The organism is Acinetobacter sp. 22301 (assembly GCF_052045285.1).
GTDB lineage: Bacteria > Pseudomonadota > Gammaproteobacteria > Pseudomonadales > Moraxellaceae > Acinetobacter > Acinetobacter pittii.
This window is the reverse complement of sequence record NZ_JBQEOR010000001.1, coordinates 617349-635028: the sequence shown is the minus strand read 5'-3', so window position 1 is coordinate 635028 and position 17680 is coordinate 617349. Positions and strand designations below refer to the sequence as shown.

The window sequence follows — 17680 nt, the reverse complement described above, 5'->3', positions numbered from 1 at the left end:
AACATGAGACAAAATAAATTGATCAATAAAAAACTATTACTCAGTAGCTTAATTGGTGCCATTGTACTCGGCACTTTGGGGTGCGGCAGTAAAACAGAAACTGTTCGTGTAGCGATTGGTACGCAAGACACAACCATTAACTGTGCAACAGGTGGGTTGTTGATTCGTGAATTGAATCTATTACCAAAATATTTACCTAAAGATGGTAAATACAAACATGTTAAATATGACATTCAATGGAAAAACTTTACCTCTGGTGCACCACTGACCAGTGAAATGGTGGCTGGGCGTCTAGATTTGGGAGCAATGGCTGACTTTCCTGCTGTTAATAATTTAGCGGCATTTAAAAAAGCTGGAAAAGAAAGCATATTTTTAGCGCCTTTGTCGGGCAGTATTAATGGTAGCGGTAATGCGATTGTTGTTCCAATTGAATCAAAAGTAACATCACTCAAAGAACTAAAAGGACAAACCATTTCCGTACCTTTTGCCTCAACTGCTCATGGACTGTTACTGCGAGCGATTCAAGCTGAAGGCTGGCAACTTGATAAAGATATTAAAGTGATTGCTCAGGCGCCAGAAGTGGCGGGGCCTGCATTAAAAAGTCATAAGATTGCTGCGCATGCTGACTTCGTACCATTTGGAGAGTTATTTGCTTACCAAGGTTTTGCTAAAAAAATCTATGATGGTTCACAAGCAAAATCACCTACATTTCATGGTTCACTTGCCAGCAAGGATTATGCACAGCAGCATCCAGAAGTCATAAAAGCTTATTTACAGGCAACTATTGAAGCGAATCGATTGATTCGCGAACAACCTGAAAAATATAGTGAATTTATTGCTGAAAAAACAGGTATTCCTGCCGAAGTGGTCTATCTGTTTCATGGTCCACTAGGTCTGCAAACTCGTGACTTAACTTGGAAACCTGAATATCGAAAAGCGACTCAAATTGCGATAGACACATTAAAAGTTTTAGGCAAAAACGACGGTACGCTTGATGTAAATAAATTTATTGATGATCAATATATTAAGGATGCATTTCAGGCATCTGGACTTAATTACAGCCAGCAATTGGCTGACTATGCAAAATCCCCTTTAGTTGCCAATGACGCTTTAACGGGACAACCCATCAAAACATTTGATCGGGTGACTCAAATTTGGGTAAAGGGTGAAGAAAAAGTGCGTAGCTATGAAACACCTGAGAATGCTTTTTCTGATTTAAAGAAAATTCAAGCCGATGGAAAAACGGTGCGTGTGGTTTATAGCCAAGATCATCAGTCCGACATTAAGTTACTTGCCAATCTGGCATGGTATGCCACAGATAAAGCAGGACAAATTCAGGCCTTTTTATTAAAAGATGATGCTGAAAAATGGGCTAAACAACAGGGCGGAAAAGTATATGACTTTAAAGCTATTCAGCTTGTAACACAGAGCTGATGTGTTGTCTTACCTAATGAGCAGGAGGTGACGAATGAGTAGTTTAGTCCAAACAAAACCTAAAAACCAAAGTACATTTTTGATTAAATTTTTCCAACAATTGAGGTTATATCCGACGCATTTAAAAAACTACGCGATTGCTTTTATATCGATAGTTTTCTGGATAGTCATTTGGCAAGGCCTAGCTCAGTTTAAAATAAATTTAGGTATTGTGAACTTTAGCAATGTACCCACACCTTTAGATGTTATTCATGCACTGTGGACTTTCTTTCAACTCAGCACTGCATTTGAACATGTTGAATCTAGTGTTTTTCGCGTAGTAGTTGGTTTTGTATTGGCAGCTCTAATTGGTGTAGGTATTGGTTTGTTAGCAGGACGTTATCAAAAACTTGCTGCATTTCTAATGCCGCCATTAGAAGTACTACGTCCAATTCCAGCAGTTGCATGGATTCCTTTAGCAATTCTGATTTTTCCATCATCAGAAGCTTCCATGATTTTTATTACCTTTATTGGGGCTTTATTTCCAATTTTATTAAATACGGTACATGGCGTTGGTGCAGTTGACCCAAGGTTCGTTGCGTCAGCGAAAAGTCTGGGTGCTTCTGATCTCGCCATTATTCATGAAGTCATTATTCCGGGCGCATTACCGAACATTATTACGGGTTTATCTATTGGAATGGGCACTTGTTGGTTCTGTTTAGTGACTGCGGAAATGATTTCTGGACAACACGGAATTGGATATTTCACATGGGAGTCTTTCACCTTGCAAAATTATAGCAATATCGTGGTTGGCATGGTGCTGATCGGAGCATTAGGTATGTTTAGCAGTACATTGGTGCGTGTGATTGGAAACCGATTTACTCCATGGTATCAACTGAGGAAGTCTTAAAATGTCAATTACACAAGGCCATGTGCGTATTCAAAATCTATCGCTACATTTAGGGCAAGCTAAAAATCGTTTTCAGGCGCTAGATCGGGTTAATTTCGAAATACAACCGGGCGAGTTTATATGTCTACTTGGCCCATCTGGCTGCGGTAAATCCACATTATTAGGTGCTTTGGCAGGGCACTTACCGATTAGTTCTGGGACTTTAATGGTCGATAATGAATCTATCCTCGAACCGCATCCAGACAGAGGTTTGGTGTTCCAGCAACATACCTTATTTCCATGGAAAAGCGTGCTTGAAAATATTGCTTTTGGCTTAAAAATGAAAGGCATCGCCAAACAAAAGCGTATTGAACAAGCTCAGAAAATGATTGATCTGGTCGGCCTTAAAGGTTTTGAACATAAATTTCCAGCTGAACTTTCTGGTGGCATGCAGCAACGAGTTGAAATTGCGAGAGTACTGATTAATCAACCTCGCATTTTATTAATGGATGAGCCTTTTGGTGCGTTAGATGCTCAAACTCGTTTAAAAATGCAAATGCTATTACTCGAAATTTGGCAAGAAATTCAAACGTCGGTTTTATTTATTACCCACGATATTGATGAGGCACTTTTTTTAGCTGATCGAGTGCTGATTATGAGCCATAGACCGGGGCGAATTATTGAAGAAATTCCGCTTAAGTTTGAACGCCCAAGAGACGTTGAGCTTGTAACAAGTAGTGAATTTACAGCCATTAAAAAACATTGCATCCAGACTTTAAAAGAAGCAACCCAACAAGAAGAGTTAAGCCGTTTAAATCCATTAGGGCTTGGAAAGAAATCACAAATTAAGGAATACGAATGAGTTTTTATTATCAAGCTTTAGATGACCTCGATGAATATAATCAGGAATTTCTTGCGCAGCTCAATCATGCAGATGAAAAGATCCGCTTTGTCGCTTTAATGAATATTGGTGATGAAGAAAATCCGGATTTACTTCCTTGGTTGCATACAGCACTGCAACACGACTCTTCAGCTTTAGTCCGTGAAGAGGCGGCAAAAAAACTAGAAAGTTGGGAAGATCCAACCAGTTTGCAAGTATTGGCACAAGCCTTATTTGATACTGATCTGAATGTAAAACAAGCTGCCAGCCAAAGCTTAAGTGAAGTAAAAAATGCGGCATCAGCCCAGATCCTTGCGCCTTATTTAAAGCATACGGATACTTTTGCTCTAAGTGCAATTTTACGTGCTTTAAGACCTTTACGACCACAGCAATTATTCACAGAGATATCTGCTTTGGTACATTATGAAGTTGCTTTAGTGCGCCGTGAGGCAGTCAGTGCATTAAGTTGGTTACAACAAGACCAAGCGATTACGATATTGGCAAAAATTGCAGAAACAGATACAGATGATGAGGTTCGCCGCATTGCAACAGGTGGTTTGGCTTATAGCCAGGACATAAACGCTGATGTTATCCAAGCGCTTCAACATTCTTTAACCTCGGAAAGTTGGCAACTAAGAGTGGAAGCCGCACTTACGATTGGAAAATTACATATCACTCAGCTTGAAACTCTCTTAATTCATGCTTTATCTGACTTGTATTGGCAAGTACGTATTGCAGCAGTAAGGAGCTTGGGACTACTCAAATCGCGTATTGCAGTTAGTCATCTATTTGATAACTTTAATCATGAAATTAGCAATTTACGTAAAGAGGTCGCTTTAGCACTAGGTGAAATTGGTACAGCAGAAGCTCATCACCTATTATTAGAACAACACCAACATGACTCTGACCCAGAAGTACGAAAAGCGATTCGTATTGGGTTAAATCAAATTGGGGAGGTGAAATATGCAAACCAGACCTGATATTCGTGTCGATACTATAAATAAGCAGGTTCACTTTATATGGACCGATGGCTCAAGCGTATGTCTGAGTCATCAAAGTTTAAGGGAAATTTGCCCATGCAGCTTTTGTCGAGCGAAGCGGATTAAACAAATTGAAATAGAGCATCAAAATGTTGAAGTGACAGCTATGTTTGATCAAGGTTATGGTGCTCAAATTTGTTTTAGTGATGGGCATGATAAAGGGATTTTTCCGTGGGCTTTTTTAAAAGAATTTGCTAAGAGCTAAAAGATGCCTTCTGCTTGGGACAGAAGGCATATTGTTTAATTAATGATCATGTTCTAAATAATCTGGTTTTTTCGGAAGCGCAAGGCTACATAAGAAACAGATAATCAGCATGACAATGACATATATAAAGAAGGTATTTTCAATTCCGGCAGCTTTGAACTGTAGGGCAACTGAAGGAGCAGAACCGCCAAACAGCGCATTACCTACTGCATAAGAGAAACCTACACCTAAAGCTCGCACATGAGGTGGGAACATTTCAGCTTTTACCAAGCCACTGATAGATGTATAGAAACTGAGTAACATCATCATAAAAATAAGTAGCAAGGCAATAATGATCGGCGAATCAATATAGGCACGCATCCCGATCACCATGACTGGGTAGATAAAAATCGCAGACAATAAGCTAAAGGCCAGCATTGAAGAGCGTCGCCCAATACGATCAGAAATAGCACCAAATACAGGTTGAGCACACATATAGACAAATAGGGCGAAGGTCATGATATAACCAACGGTTTTTCCATCCATCCCTAAATTGGTTAAATAGGTTTTTGAATAAACGGTCTCTACATAAAACGTTAATGAACCAGCAGAAGTGTATCCAACCACCAATAAAAAGGTTTTCCAATGTTTCTTAAAAAGTTCTCTTAAGCTACCAGATTCTTTTCGTTCGCTATCTTGATGAGAAAGTGTTTCTTCTAAGCGACTACGTGCAAGCAAAGAAAAAATTGCTGCAATACCACCAATAACAAATGGAATACGCCAACCGCCATCATGTAATTGTTGTTCACTTAAGAACGTTAATAAAATAACGCCCAGTAAACTTGCAAGTAATTGACCACCAGAGAGAGTGACATATTGGAAAGACGAGTAAAAACCACGCTGACCTTTTAAGCCTAATTCACTCATATATGTTGCTACTGCACCATATTCACCACCAACCGATAAGCCTTGAAGTAAGCGCACTACCAGTAAAAGAAAAGGGGCAAATAAGCCAACTTGGTCATAAGTAGGTAGGGCTGCAAATAGAAAAGAACTCAAAGCCATCAGACAAATTGAGATGACCATCGACTTTTTTCGACCATGCCGGTCTGCAATTCGTCCAAATACCCAACTACCAATAGGACGCATAAAAAAGCTTGCAGCGAATACACCCCATACATAGATAGATTTAGTCGTACTATCCATATCAGGTGCTGTTAGAGCCTGTGTAAAGTAGGCAGCAAATACTGCATAGATATAAAAGTCGAACCATTCAACTAAATTACCAGAGGCTGCGCCTACAATCCCACGTATTCTGCTACGTTTTTCTTCCTGAGTGTATGTCATATTTCTTCCATCATTTTGCAGACAAAAACGAGGAATTTTTTAGATATGCTGGATAGAAAATAAAATGAAACTTTAAATATCACTCAATCCTGAGCATGTCCTTAAATTCCTAACCCTTCATTTTTTCTAATTTTAAAATTCGATTCTAGTGAGATTACGTCCTTTTGTTCGATTTAATGATATTTTTACCGATGATCGAACACTTCCTTTCATTTAACTTAATAATTAATTGTATTTAAAATCAGTGAGCTAATTTACAACGGTACTTTTCTATTTTATTTCTCCTTTTAAGTTTCATTTCGAGCTTAAGTTTATTTTGAATATTTGGTAATACTTAAAAAGTTATAGCGTCAATTCCTAATAAAATAAATGAAATTTATATAATGATAAGTTCATAAAAGTTGTATCACTTTCACTTAATCGAAAAAGTACAGAATGTATTGTTTCTCAATATATGTAGCGGTATTCTTGCGTGGCTAAAAATAGGCTCAGTAGTTACTTCTAGCGCTTCAAATTATGCACGGTATGGCAGGTAGTTATTCAATGGAAAGACATTCGTTAAATCTTCACTTTATGACATGCTCTAAAACAGCATTGGCTTCATCTATTGCACTCATAACATCTGTTGTCTATGCAAATGAAGCAGAGGTTTCCCAACTCCCAACCATTACTGTGAATGCTACACAAAATAATGATGCACTATATACGTCTAAAAAAGTGAGTTTACCTGGTTTTCAAACTGGTGATGTAAAGAAAGTTCCTGCATCTATTACAACCATTACTTCTGAGCGCATAGCAGACCAACACGCAAAAACACTGACTGATGTTATTAAAAATGATTCATCATTAGGGGATGGCTACGCTGCAATTGGCTACTATCCAAACTTTGTAGCACGTGGTTTTGCGCTTGATTTAGGCTCAAGTTATCTTATTAATGGTCACACTATACGTGGCGAACAAAATGTGGCTTTAGAAAATAAAGAACAAGTTGAAATCTTAAAAGGTATTTCTGCAATTCAATCTGGAATGTCGACGCCGGGTGGTGTGGTTAACTATGTAACCAAAAGACCAACCGATGTTAAAAACATTACTGTAGATGCAAATTCAGAAGGCGGCTATACACTGGCAACAGATGTTGGCGGCTTTGTTAATGATAGTTTTGGTTATCGAATCAATTTAGCCCATGAAAGCATCCATCCAAATGTTGATCACGCAAATGGTAAGCGTGAGTTTGGTTCAGTTGCTTTAGACTGGAAAATTAATGAGCGTTCTAAATTATTGTTTGATATTGAAGCTCAGCATCAAAATCAACGTTCAGTACCGGGTTATCAACTGCTTGATGGGCAAGAAGTACCAACAAATGTAGATCAAGACCGTTTATTGGGTTACCAGTCTTGGAGTAAACCTGTTGTAAATAACAGTGTAAATGCGAGTTTGAAATATCAATATGCATTTAACGATCAATGGAATGGTAGCTTAAGTGCATCACAAAGCCGTGTTGTGATTGATGATAATAGTGCTTTCCCATGGGGATGTTATAACGATATTTGTGAATATTCTGGTTTGGGCAATACTTTTGATAAACACGGAAATTATGACATTTATGACTTCCGCAGCCCAGATGATACACGTATTACTAACCAGTTCGCTGCTGGGTTAAATGGTCAATTCAACACTGCTAATATCCAGCATCAAATCGCTTTCGAATTACAACGTACATATAAAACCTTAAAGCACCATACACCACTGAATGTAGCGGTAGGAACAGGCAATATCTATGAAGATACGATTGACTATAGTCCGTCATCGGAAAGCTTAGGTGATCGTTATAAAGCCTTAGAAAGTGATCAGACTGCATTTACTATATCTGACCGAGTTCAATTTAATGATCAATGGTCAACTTTACTCGGTGGAAAACTTATTCATCTTGATGAGCAAACTTATAATTCAGATGGGCAACAAAGTCGTGATACCGACTTAAACAAGTTCTTGCCACAATTAGCGCTCATGTATAGTCCAACTGCTGGGACTAACCTTTATGCTTCATATGCCAAAGGTTTATCGGATGGTGGTGAAGCTCCGTGGTTCGCTAATAATGCTCTAGAAGTTCTATCTCCTAAAAACTCTGAACAATATGAAATTGGTATTAAGCAACAAATTCGGAACTTCTTAGTAACAGCAGCTATTTTTGATTTAAAACAAGACAATCAATATAGCAAAGTGAATGCAGAAGGAACTTTCGATTTTGTTTCACAAGGTGAACAACACAATCAAGGTATTGAATTAGGTTTAACAGGTGCTTTAACTGATAAACTCGATGTAAGTTCAGGTATTACCTATACCAAATCTCGTCTAGTTGATATTGATAATGACAGCTACAAAGGGCATCAAACTCAAAATGTACCAAAAGTCCGCGCAACTGCACAGTTATCTTATAAAGTACCTTCCGTTGAAGGGTTAAGATTATTGAGTGGTATGCAATACAGTAGCAGTAAATATGCAAACAAAGAGGGAACGGCAAAAGTAGGTGGTTATAGCATCTTTAATATTGGTGCTGCCTATAAAACAAATTTTGCGGGGCATGACACAACTTTTAGATTCAATATTGATAACTTGTTTAATAAGAAATATTGGCGTGATGTAGGGGCATTTATGGGTGATGACTATTTATTCTTAGGTAATCCACGTACAGCCCAGTTCTCTACAACTTTCAGTTTTTAAAATATAGAACAAATAAAAAAGGAGCTTATAAAAGCTCCTTTTTTATTTTCAGGAATTAAGCCGACATTTTTGGTTTAACCATATTATTAATCGACAAGATATCATCAAGCACTTGTGCCGATAATAAACCTTCATTTTGAACTAAAGCCAATACGCTTTGTCCAGTTTCGTTTGCAGTTTTAGCAATACGAGTTGTAGTTTCATAACCTAGATATGGGTTAAGTGCAGTCACGATACCAATTGAGTTTTCAACCAAAGCTTTACAATGCTCAGGGTTCGCCGTAATTGTATCAATACACTTAGTTTGGAACATTGCCATTGCTTTACCGAGCAAGTCCATCGATTCAAATAGTTTGAATGCAATAAGTGGTTCCATTGCATTTAACTGTAATTGACCAGCCTCAGCAGCTAAAGTTACAGCCAAGTCATTTGCAATAATTTGGAAACAAGCAAGGTTCATTGCTTCAGGTATAACTGGGTTTACTTTACCCGGCATGATCGAGCTACCCGGTTGGCGAGCTTCTAAATTAATTTCATTAATGCCAGTACGTGGACCACTTGAAAGTAAACGTAAGTCATTGGCAATTTTTGAAAGCTTAGTTGCAGTACGCTTTAATAAACCAGATAAAAGAACAAAGTCACCCATATCTGAAGTCGCTTCGATTAGATCAGGAGCAGACTTAATTTTCTTACCAGAAATTTTTGCAAGCGCTTGAATCGCAAGTTCACGGTAACTATATTCAGTAGTAATTCCGGTACCAATCGCCGTACCACCAAGGTTCATATACGCTAAAACATTAGGAATAAGCGTATTAATTTGCTCAAGGTCTTTTTGTAAAGTTACTGCAAAAGCTCCAAACTCTTGACCTAATGTCATTGGCACAGCGTCTTGTAACTGTGTACGGCCCATTTTTAGAATATGAGCAAATTCTTGAGATTTATTGCGGAAACTTAAGATTAAGTTGTTAAAAGGAAGATTTAGTTCATCTAAGCTTAATAACAAACCTAAGCGAATCGCAGTAGGGTACACGTCATTTGTTGACTGTGACATGTTAATGTCATTATTAGGATGCAAATATTGATATTGGCCTTTTGCGTGTCCCATATATTCTAAAGCGACGTTTGCTAATACTTCATTTGCATTCATATTGGTTGAAGTACCAGCACCGCCTTGCATCATATCAATTGGGAACTGGTCGTGAAAATTACCACGAATAAGTTGATTACAGCTGTATTCAATCGCTTCAAATTTAGTCTGATCTAAGCTTTTAAGATTATAGTTCGCTTCAGCACAAGCAAGCTTTACCATTGCTAAAGCTTTAATAAGGTGAGGGAAATTTCCGACCTTGCTTTGAGTTAAATTAAAGTTTTCTAGAGCACGTAATGTTTGAACTCCGTAGTAGTCGTTATTATTGATCTCTCTATAACCAATAAGATCCTTCTCAATACGGGTGGTAATTTCAGCGTTCATCATTAAACTTCGAATTAGTAAAGAAGATAATTCATATTAGATTTCGAAATGCTTCACTTCTAATGCATTTATCAAGTTAATTATGCATTTTTTGCATATCAGTTTTTTAATCTTATAGTCAACTAACTAGGAGAGTTTATTTTAAACTATTAATTTAACTATATAAATTAATAACTTAATAATTAGATGAAGTTAATTTCAAAATTTGCTTGATACAATGAATGGTCATCTAATTTTTAAAAGCAACCCATTGCAAAAATTAAGACTAGTTAATTTAAGTGAAATATCAACTTAATTATCTTTATTATTAGCTTTTAAAGTGAAGTTTATCTAACAAATTCATATAAAAATGTGATGCATTTCACATAAAAAACACTATAATACGAAAAAATCTTAGTTTTAAGTTTATGTTAAAAGTCACAGCCGCATTAATTATTTTGGGAAGTTTTACATACTATGTGCTTTTCCACGGTGAAGAGAAAAGTGAGTCTAAAACTTCTCGTCTGCTTAAAGAAGCAGAGCAATCAATCGCTTCTGCTGAAACCTCGGTAAACAAGGCTAATAGTATTGTGCCCATATCTTACAAGTAGCCTTAGTTCTTAGGTTAACCATTCCATATTATCCATCAAAATATTGTTTTATCTAGATTTTCTTAAAATTTGGGTAAAAGACTGTATGTATAGAGACAAAATTCATGAGAATGAAGTTTATCGCCTATGATCCCAATTCTGGGGAAAAATTAAGCTTAAAAGAGCATATCCACCATATGGATAAATACACCACTTATATCTTTTTTAGTGATGAAAATGACAATATGGTGTTCAATCCTCAGAAAAAGCAAGTTTTTGAAATTACTCAATATACTTCTAATATGATGGTTGAAATTTCAAGAAAGTTATATTACCTCATTGGTGAATATTAGAAATTCGGTTTTTATTCAATCTTAAGTTAAATACTTTAGTAGAATAGTCAGGTTTTATGGACTGAGCTATACTACAAGCATATCTTCTGATTTAAATGAATTTATTGAGTCAGAGAGTTTAATTCCTGAAATAAGCAAGATAGTCATTTTCAGTTTTACAGTCCGTATTCTTCCCCAAGGTACGGACTTTTTTTATAAAAAATAAAACATGAGTAAAGCATAGGATTATTTCTATTTTTTATTAACTTAAAACTTGTTATTTACTTGCGTTATATACTCCTTACTTTTTGATTTAAAATAATTTTTAGATTAATAATTTTATATTTGTATGAGTTCTTGAGTTAAATCAAAGTCTTTTATTCTCTTACGCTCTTTTCTATGTCAGAATTATTTAAATACTTACTTTTATTGTTTGGCTTTGCCAATCCTCTATCGCATTTTTGCAGGTACTCCCATGTTTTATAGTTTTTATTCATCTATTCAGCTATTTATTCAGCTTCCCAACCAGACAGATTAAGGACATAACTATAAAAAGGGAATGCATAAAATGAACTTAGAAGTACGTTGGGTAGAAGACCTTTTGACACTTGAGCGTGAGCGTTCTATTTCAAAAGCAGCCGAAAAACGATTTATTAGTCAATCTGCGTTTACGCGTAGAATTCAGCAAATAGAAGAGATGATCGGAGCTGAAGTTATTATTCGAAATAATAAAAATAATATTGAATTTACAGACATTGGACGGATTATGCTGGTGATGTCTAAAAATATTGAGAAGCAGGTAGAAGAAACAGCAAAGCTGATTAAAAACATCAAAAATGAAACCGAATCTACGATTCGTTTCTGTGTTGTCCACTCATTAGCATCAGGTTTTTTAACCACTTTTTTAAAAAAATTCCCAACATTTATGCGTGATTTAAAAATTGAAATTGTCGCGACGAATAGTGGTGAAGGCTTATCTCTTTTAAAAGAAGGTGCCTGCGATTTTATGATTTGCTATGCAGATCGATCTAATATTAATCGAGTTGGCGATGATATTTTAAGTGGTATCAAGATCGCTGAAACAGAGATTGTTCCAGTGTCAGCTACCGAAGCAGATCATACGCCTAAGCATACAATTCAGAGTAATTTTTCATTACTTGCTTATAGTAAACATGCATATTTGCGCAAATTGGTCGATCAATTGATTGAAGGTAAACTGATCTATAAAACCTTATATGAAACTGACAATGCCACCAACTTGAAAGAGCTTGTATTACAAGGTTTAGGTGTAGCATGGATTCCAAAAATTAATGTAGAGGAAGATCTCGCTACCGGAAAATTGGTCATGTTGGACCATAACGAATATTGTCTGCCACAGGATATTTATATTTTTAAAAATAACTTGAGTGATAACAAATCAGTTCAGCAAATCTGGAAGGGCTTTCAAACTCAGCATGATTAAAATTTATCATGATATGTGATGTCTTAAAGGTATTTACATACAAAGTAATCAATTAAAGAGTTCATACCTTTGTCTTTATGATGAAAGGCTTTATAAAGCATTGCTCATGGTCTAGATTCTTTGTTAATTTAGACCATATATCAATAATTCAGAAATCTAGTGAGCATTTTTATATATGCTGTGCCTGATTTCATTCCTTTTGAATGGATTATTTGATCCAGACGGAGACAATTTTGTTTGATCTAGATAGTAGATTACTAAATATTTTTTATCATATTTATCGGTTTAAAAGTGTTTCAATGGCTGCTGATGCTATTGGCCTTACACAACCGAGTGTTAGTAATGGACTGAACAAAATCCGTCAGCATTTTAATGATCCACTTTTTATTCGTGTTGGGAATGAGATGATCCCAACCGAATTAGCAAAAGAGATTTTTCCACTCATTAGTGAAGTTATTGATAAAGTAGAAAGCATTAATAATTTTAGCGTGAATTTTGATCCGCTAACTTCAGATCAGCTTTTTACAATTGCCATGACAGATGTATCTCATCTGGTTTTATTACCGCAATTAACAAACTATTTAAAAGAGAAAGCACCTTTAATTCGCTTGAATATTAGGCCGATTACACCAGAAACCAGCTATCAAATGGCAAATGGTGAGATTGATCTTGCAATTGGTTTTTTACCCCAATTAGAAGAAGGCTTTTATCAACAAAAGTTTTTTAAACAGCATTATGTGGTGATTAGCTCTAAGAGTCATCCTCGTTTAGACCCAAATAATTTTACTTTAGATGATTATATGCGCGAGTATCATATCGACATTGATGCGGGAATCGGGCACTACCATATTAAAAATGAATTGCAGAACAAAGGTTTAGATCGAAATATTTTAATTCGATTACCGAGCTATCTTGGAGTGGGTTTAGTCGTTCAAGAAACAGATGCGATCGCAACGGTACCGTATTATTTAAGCCAAGTCTTATTGGTGAGAGAAAATTTACAGATTTTACCAGCACCTCTAGACTTCCCAACTTATGATGTTAAACAACATTGGCATATGTCTTGCCATCATAAAAGTAGCCATAAATGGTTCCGTCAAACCTGTTATGAACTTTTTAAAGTCTAAAAAAAGAAGATGTAAAAAGAATTCTTACATCTTCCGTGCACTTTAATTTTTAGATTTCAATTGCAACAGCTGTAGCTTCACCACCACCAATACATAATGCAGCAACACCTTTCTTCTTACCAAGGCGTTTTAAAGCATAGATAAGAGAAAGAATAATTCTTGAACCAGTTGCGCCAATTGGATGGCCTAAAGCACAAGCACCACCATGGACGTTTACTTTTGCCTCATCAATGCCGAGTTCATGAATTGGCGCCATTGCGACCATTGCAAAAGCTTCATTAATTTCCCAAGCATCTACCTCGTCAACTGACCAACCAGCGCGCTCAAGCACTTTTTGAATTGCACTAATTGGAGCAATGGTAAATTCGCTTGGATGTTGTGAGTGAGTAGAAGTTGCAACAATTTTTGCTAAAGTATTTAAACCATGGCTTTGAGCATATTCTTCAGTGGTGAGTACTAATGCAGCAGCGCCATCAGAAATTGAGCTTGAGTTAGCTGCTGTAATTGTACCGTCTTTACTAAAAGCAGGACGTAAAGTTGGAATTTTCTCAAGATTAGCTTTTAATGGCTGTTCATCTTGATCGATAACTTCAACACCTTTACGTGTTTTTACTTCAACAGGAACAATTTCTTCTTTGAAGTAACCTTCCGTAATCGCAGTTTGCGCTTTTTTAAGTGAAGAAATCGCAAAGTTATCCATTTGCTCACGGGTAAAGCCTTTGGTATTTGCCATGTCTTGAGCAAAAGAACCCATTAAGCGGCCTGTTTCTGCATCTTCAAGACCATCTAAAAACATATGGTCCTTAATTTCACCGTGACCCATACGGTAACCACCGCGAGCTTTAGGTAAAATATAAGGCGCATTGGTCATAGATTCCATGCCACCTGCAACAATAATATTGGCACCGCCTGCTTTTAGAGTATCAGATGCCATTAACACCGCTTTCATGGCAGAGCCACAAAGTTTATTAATGGTGACAGCGCCGACATGATCAGGTACACCAGCTTTACGCATCGCCTGACGAGCAGGACCTTGGCCTATGCCTGCACTCAATACACAACCAAAAATAACTTCATCTACTTGTTCAGGTGCAACACCTGCACGTTGGATCGATTCACGGATAACAGTAGCGCCAAGTTCTGGTGCAGTTAAAGCCGATAGGCTGCCTTGAAAACCGCCCATTGCAGTACGGCTACCTGAAACTATAACAATTGAACTCATCTTAATATCTCTTATTGATGTATTTGCTAAATTTGCCTTTAGCCGAAACTAAAGGCGCCAGTAAATTAAAAAGTAGGTGGGGTGTAGCTAAGTGTTCTTCCAAAGAACCATAATAAAAATAAAACTAACGGAAAATGCACAACGAGCTGAGTGACTGTAAAACCAATCACATCTTTTGCTTTTAGTTTTAAAATGCCTAACATTGGAAGCATAAAGAACGGATTGATTAAGTTCGGTAAAGCTTCGGCTGCATTATAAATTTGTACAGACCAGCCTAAATGAACTTTCAAATCATTTGCTGCCTGCATGACATATGGGGCTTCAATAATCCATTTTCCACCGCCAGATGGCACAAAGAACCCAAGGATGGCAGAGTAAATTCCCATCACAATTGCGAAGGTTTCTTTTGAGGCGATTGAAACGAAAAACTCAGCTATATAATGCGACAGCGATAAATCTTGACTGTTTAAAGCTTGCGTCATAATAAAAGCGATGCTTCCGTAAAGTGGAAACTGAATTAAGATTCCTGAGACAGCCGGAACTGCCTTTGAAACAGCATTTAAGAAGTTTCGTGGTGTGCCATGTAACGCTAAACCAAGCATTAAAAACACAAAGTTGTAGGTGTTTAAACTTGAAATAGCAATGATTGGATTACTTTTTGAAAATTCAAAAAACATCCAGATTAAGCCTAATGCAACCACAATAATCGTTAAGATAGGCGAGTTTTCTAACCAGTCACCTGGACGATTAGATTTCTCATCATGTGGTTTGTCTTCTTCAAATTGAACATCAAAACTATCAATCGTTTTAACATTATTACCTTTTGGAGCTGACCAGTAAGCGATTGCGATTGAAACAATCACTAAAATAATGGTCATCGCAATTGATTGCCAAAGGAAAATCGTTTCAGTAAATGGAATAACGCCAGTTAGGTTGTAAATTGACTCAGGTAAACTGGTTTTATTCGCTTGAAGCTGTGCTGCCGAAGAGCTAATTCCCAGTGCCCAAGTTGCCCCCATACCAATAATTGCAGCCGCTGCCGCTGCACGGTAATCCATATTCAGCTCTTTACGTTTCGCTAATGCAATCACTAAAAGTGCAGTAAGAATCGTGCTTACTGCCCAATTGACCAGTGAAATTAATAAACTAACGGTTGCAACTAAAACAATAGCACCACGTCCCGAATTTGGAATACGTGCCATTTTTTGAATGAGGAACTTTACGGGCTTAGATACAGAAACGACATAACCTACAATAATGAGCATCGTCATTTGCAGGGTAAAGGGAATAAGACTCCAGAAACCGTTACCGAAGGAAGTCGCAACATCGTGAATAGGCGCACCAATACTTAAAGCGGCAACTGACACGATAATGACGCCAAGTAATGCAAAAATATATGAATCAGGAAACCATTTTTCAGACCAGTCACTAATCCGAAGAGCAAATCTTTCAAAAATTCCTTGCTGTTTTTCCATAGCTGAAAAAATCCTTCTCGTTCTTATTTATAGACAGCACATCCGGTGCTTAAAAGGGCTAAGACTTAAGCTCACTTTCTAACTTAAGTCTTATCTGGCTTACTAAAAATTAAAATTTAAGCGACTAAGGTTTTATAAAACTCAACACCTGTAGCAGCTTGAATCTGTTCAAGCGTGACATCTTTAGCAAGTTCAATCAGCTCTACGCCTTGTGGAGTAATGTCCATTACACCTAGGTCAGTAATGACGCGATGAACCACGCCTTTACCTGTTAAAGGTAAACTACAGTTTTTCACAATTTTTGGCGTACCATCTTTTGCACAATGTTCCATTAGAACAACAACTTTTTGGACACCAACAACCAAGTCCATTGCGCCGCCCATACCTTTGACTTTCTTGCCTGGAATCATCCAGTTCGCTAAGTCACCATTTTCGGAAACTTCCATTGCACCTAAAATTGCAATATTGACATGGCCACCACGGATCATGGCAAAAGATTCTGAGCTTGAGAAAAAAGCAGCGCCGGGACGAGCAGTAACCGTTTGTTTTCCAGCGTTAATTAAATCAGCATCAACAGTTTCTTCAGTTGGAAACTCACCAATGCCTAATAGACCATTTTCAGATTGAAGCCAAACATTGATATTTTCAGGAATATAGTTGGCAACTAGAGTAGGTAAGCCAATACCTAAATTGACATAAAAACCGTCTTCAAGTTCTTTTGCAGCACGTTGTGCCATTTCATTACGTGACCAAGCCATTTTATACTGCCTCCGTGCTTAAAGTTTTATGCTCAATACGTTTTTCAGGTGACGCATTAAGTACAATGCGGTTTACATAGATACCCGCTAAATGGATCTCATCCGGATCTAAGTCGCCAATTTCAACAACCTGTTCAACTTCGGCGATTGTAATTTTTCCAGCCATCGCACATTCAGGGTTAAAATTCTGAGCAGTTTTACGGAACACTAAGTTACCAGCCTTGTCTGCCTTATAGGCCTTAACGAGGGCAACATCTGCTGTTAAAGATTCTTCTAAAATGTAGTTTTTGCCATTAAAGGTACGTTCTTCTTTACCTTCGGCAATGAGTGTACCAACGCCGGTTTGTGTATAAAACGCCGGAATACCAGCACCACCAGCACGTAACTTTTCAGCTAAAGTACCTTGCGGAGTAAGTTCTACATCAAGTTCACCATTTAAATATTGGCGCTCAAATTCTTTGTTTTCACCAACATAAGAAGAGATCATTTTTTTGATCTGTTTGGTTTGAAGCAAAATACCTAAACCAAAATCATCTACACCAGCGTTATTTGAAATACATGTGAGACCAGTCACACCACTTTGCTTAACTGCAACAATCAGTTTTTCTGGAATTCCACATAGACCAAAACCACCTACGGCAAGTGTTTGATTATCTGCAATAACGTCTTTTAATGCTGCCTCAGCATTGGCATAAACTTTATTCATTCTATTGTTATCCTATATCCCTTAGTAATCTTAGTTTTAGCATCACATTTTGCGTTATAGAAGTTAATTTTTTTAAATGATTAA

At 37.1% G+C, this 17680-nt stretch carries 16 protein-coding genes; 10 read left to right on the top strand and 6 right to left on the bottom strand.

Annotation, left to right across the window (positions count from 1 at the left end; genetic code table 11):
• The first annotated feature begins 3 nt into the window (after nucleotides 1–3).
• Genes ACTJJH_RS02925 through ACTJJH_RS02905 form a run of 5 tightly spaced genes read left to right on the top strand, consistent with a single transcriptional unit; the run spans nucleotide 4 to nucleotide 4427 of the window.
• The gene (locus ACTJJH_RS02925; RefSeq protein WP_014206684.1) at nucleotides 4–1434 is read left to right on the top strand and encodes an ABC transporter substrate-binding protein; all 1431 of its coding nucleotides are present in this window, start codon (nucleotides 4–6) and stop codon (nucleotides 1432–1434) included.
• 34 nt (nucleotides 1435–1468) lie between these two features.
• Nucleotides 1469–2323 carry an ABC transporter permease gene (locus tag ACTJJH_RS02920; protein WP_014206685.1) on the top strand — a complete coding sequence of 285 codons (855 nt, stop codon included), beginning with the start codon at nucleotides 1469–1471 and terminating at the stop codon, nucleotides 2321–2323.
• A 1-nt stretch (nucleotide 2324) separates the two neighbouring features.
• Entirely contained in the window at nucleotides 2325–3164 is an 840-nt protein-coding gene (locus tag ACTJJH_RS02915) for an ABC transporter ATP-binding protein (protein ID WP_372548944.1), read from the top strand.
• Entirely contained in the window at nucleotides 3161–4162 is a 1002-nt protein-coding gene (locus tag ACTJJH_RS02910) for a HEAT repeat domain-containing protein (protein ID WP_440600711.1), read from the top strand. Before ACTJJH_RS02915 ends, ACTJJH_RS02910 begins: the two co-directional genes overlap by 4 nt.
• Entirely contained in the window at nucleotides 4146–4427 is a 282-nt protein-coding gene (locus ACTJJH_RS02905) for a DUF971 domain-containing protein (RefSeq protein WP_199996780.1), read from the top strand. The genes ACTJJH_RS02910 and ACTJJH_RS02905 overlap by 17 nt, the downstream gene beginning before the upstream one ends.
• 39 nt (nucleotides 4428–4466) lie before the next feature.
• Here ACTJJH_RS02905 and ACTJJH_RS02900 read toward each other — a convergent pair whose 3' ends face one another.
• The gene (locus tag ACTJJH_RS02900) at nucleotides 4467–5753 is read right to left on the bottom strand and encodes an MFS transporter (RefSeq protein WP_002133419.1); all 1287 of its coding nucleotides are present in this window, start codon (nucleotides 5751–5753) and stop codon (nucleotides 4467–4469) included.
• Nucleotides 5754–6269: 516 nt separating this feature from the next.
• Between ACTJJH_RS02900 and ACTJJH_RS02895 the strand changes: the two genes are divergently transcribed.
• On the top strand, nucleotides 6270–8474 hold the full coding sequence (locus ACTJJH_RS02895) for a TonB-dependent siderophore receptor (RefSeq protein ID WP_440600710.1): 2205 nt from the start codon (nucleotides 6270–6272) through the stop codon (nucleotides 8472–8474).
• A 55-nt stretch (nucleotides 8475–8529) separates the two neighbouring features.
• Here the strand turns inward: ACTJJH_RS02895 and ACTJJH_RS02890 are convergent, their stop codons facing one another.
• On the bottom strand, nucleotides 8530–9948 hold the full coding sequence (locus ACTJJH_RS02890; RefSeq protein WP_014206691.1) for an aspartate ammonia-lyase: 1419 nt from the start codon (nucleotides 9946–9948) through the stop codon (nucleotides 8530–8532).
• A gap of 404 nt (nucleotides 9949–10352) precedes the next feature.
• Between ACTJJH_RS02890 and ACTJJH_RS02885 the strand changes: the two genes are divergently transcribed.
• The 4 genes from ACTJJH_RS02885 (at nucleotide 10353) to ACTJJH_RS02870 (ending at nucleotide 13435) form a co-directional block, all read left to right on the top strand.
• Nucleotides 10353–10535, top strand: coding sequence for a hypothetical protein (locus tag ACTJJH_RS02885; protein ID WP_002113649.1), 183 nt, complete (start codon nucleotides 10353–10355; stop codon nucleotides 10533–10535).
• A 110-nt stretch (nucleotides 10536–10645) separates the two neighbouring features.
• On the top strand, nucleotides 10646–10867 hold the full coding sequence (locus ACTJJH_RS02880; RefSeq protein ID WP_014206692.1) for a hypothetical protein: 222 nt from the start codon (nucleotides 10646–10648) through the stop codon (nucleotides 10865–10867).
• A gap of 547 nt (nucleotides 10868–11414) precedes the next feature.
• Entirely contained in the window at nucleotides 11415–12308 is an 894-nt protein-coding gene (locus ACTJJH_RS02875; RefSeq protein ID WP_002113716.1) for a LysR substrate-binding domain-containing protein, read from the top strand.
• A 233-nt stretch (nucleotides 12309–12541) separates the two neighbouring features.
• Nucleotides 12542–13435, top strand: coding sequence for a LysR family transcriptional regulator (locus ACTJJH_RS02870; protein WP_003651675.1), 894 nt, complete (start codon nucleotides 12542–12544; stop codon nucleotides 13433–13435).
• 49 nt (nucleotides 13436–13484) lie between these two features.
• Here the strand turns inward: ACTJJH_RS02870 and ACTJJH_RS02865 are convergent, their stop codons facing one another.
• The 4 genes from ACTJJH_RS02865 to ACTJJH_RS02850 all read right to left on the bottom strand — a co-directional run bounded on the left by ACTJJH_RS02865 (nucleotide 13485) and on the right by ACTJJH_RS02850 (nucleotide 17596).
• Nucleotides 13485–14657, bottom strand: coding sequence for a thiolase family protein (locus ACTJJH_RS02865; protein WP_342370497.1), 1173 nt, complete (start codon nucleotides 14655–14657; stop codon nucleotides 13485–13487).
• 65 nt (nucleotides 14658–14722) lie between these two features.
• The gene (locus ACTJJH_RS02860; protein ID WP_440600709.1) at nucleotides 14723–16132 is read right to left on the bottom strand and encodes a short-chain fatty acid transporter; all 1410 of its coding nucleotides are present in this window, start codon (nucleotides 16130–16132) and stop codon (nucleotides 14723–14725) included.
• 116 nt (nucleotides 16133–16248) lie between these two features.
• A complete protein-coding gene (locus ACTJJH_RS02855) occupies nucleotides 16249–16890 on the bottom strand; it encodes a 3-oxoacid CoA-transferase subunit B (RefSeq protein ID WP_014206696.1) in 642 nt (213 codons plus the stop codon).
• Between the two features lies 1 nt (nucleotide 16891).
• Nucleotides 16892–17596, bottom strand: coding sequence for a CoA transferase subunit A (locus ACTJJH_RS02850; protein ID WP_016145216.1), 705 nt, complete (start codon nucleotides 17594–17596; stop codon nucleotides 16892–16894).
• Nucleotides 17597–17680 lie beyond the last annotated feature (84 nt).

What these genes read in the sequence shown, in the direction of transcription:
- ACTJJH_RS02920 (WP_014206685.1), top strand. Translation starts at nt 1,469, where the DNA reads ATGAGTAGTTTAGTCCAAACAAAACCTAAAAACCAAAGTACATTTTTG.
- ACTJJH_RS02875 (WP_002113716.1), top strand. Translation starts at nt 11,415, where the DNA reads ATGAACTTAGAAGTACGTTGGGTAGAAGACCTTTTGACACTTGAGCGT.
- ACTJJH_RS02850 (WP_016145216.1), bottom strand. Translation starts at nt 17,596, where the DNA reads ATGAATAAAGTTTATGCCAATGCTGAGGCAGCATTAAAAGACGTTATT.
- ACTJJH_RS02915 (WP_372548944.1), top strand. Translation starts at nt 2,325, where the DNA reads ATGTCAATTACACAAGGCCATGTGCGTATTCAAAATCTATCGCTACAT.
- ACTJJH_RS02900 (WP_002133419.1), bottom strand. Translation starts at nt 5,753, where the DNA reads ATGACATACACTCAGGAAGAAAAACGTAGCAGAATACGTGGGATTGTA.
- ACTJJH_RS02910 (WP_440600711.1), top strand. Translation starts at nt 3,161, where the DNA reads ATGAGTTTTTATTATCAAGCTTTAGATGACCTCGATGAATATAATCAG.
- ACTJJH_RS02865 (WP_342370497.1), bottom strand. Translation starts at nt 14,657, where the DNA reads ATGAGTTCAATTGTTATAGTTTCAGGTAGCCGTACTGCAATGGGCGGT.
- ACTJJH_RS02860 (WP_440600709.1), bottom strand. Translation starts at nt 16,132, where the DNA reads ATGGAAAAACAGCAAGGAATTTTTGAAAGATTTGCTCTTCGGATTAGT.
- ACTJJH_RS02855 (WP_014206696.1), bottom strand. Translation starts at nt 16,890, where the DNA reads ATGGCTTGGTCACGTAATGAAATGGCACAACGTGCTGCAAAAGAACTT.
- ACTJJH_RS02905 (WP_199996780.1), top strand. Translation starts at nt 4,146, where the DNA reads ATGCAAACCAGACCTGATATTCGTGTCGATACTATAAATAAGCAGGTT.
- ACTJJH_RS02890 (WP_014206691.1), bottom strand. Translation starts at nt 9,948, where the DNA reads ATGATGAACGCTGAAATTACCACCCGTATTGAGAAGGATCTTATTGGT.
- ACTJJH_RS02895 (WP_440600710.1), top strand. Translation starts at nt 6,270, where the DNA reads ATGCACGGTATGGCAGGTAGTTATTCAATGGAAAGACATTCGTTAAAT.
- ACTJJH_RS02885 (WP_002113649.1), top strand. Translation starts at nt 10,353, where the DNA reads ATGTTAAAAGTCACAGCCGCATTAATTATTTTGGGAAGTTTTACATAC.
- ACTJJH_RS02925 (WP_014206684.1), top strand. Translation starts at nt 4, where the DNA reads ATGAGACAAAATAAATTGATCAATAAAAAACTATTACTCAGTAGCTTA.
- ACTJJH_RS02880 (WP_014206692.1), top strand. Translation starts at nt 10,646, where the DNA reads ATGAAGTTTATCGCCTATGATCCCAATTCTGGGGAAAAATTAAGCTTA.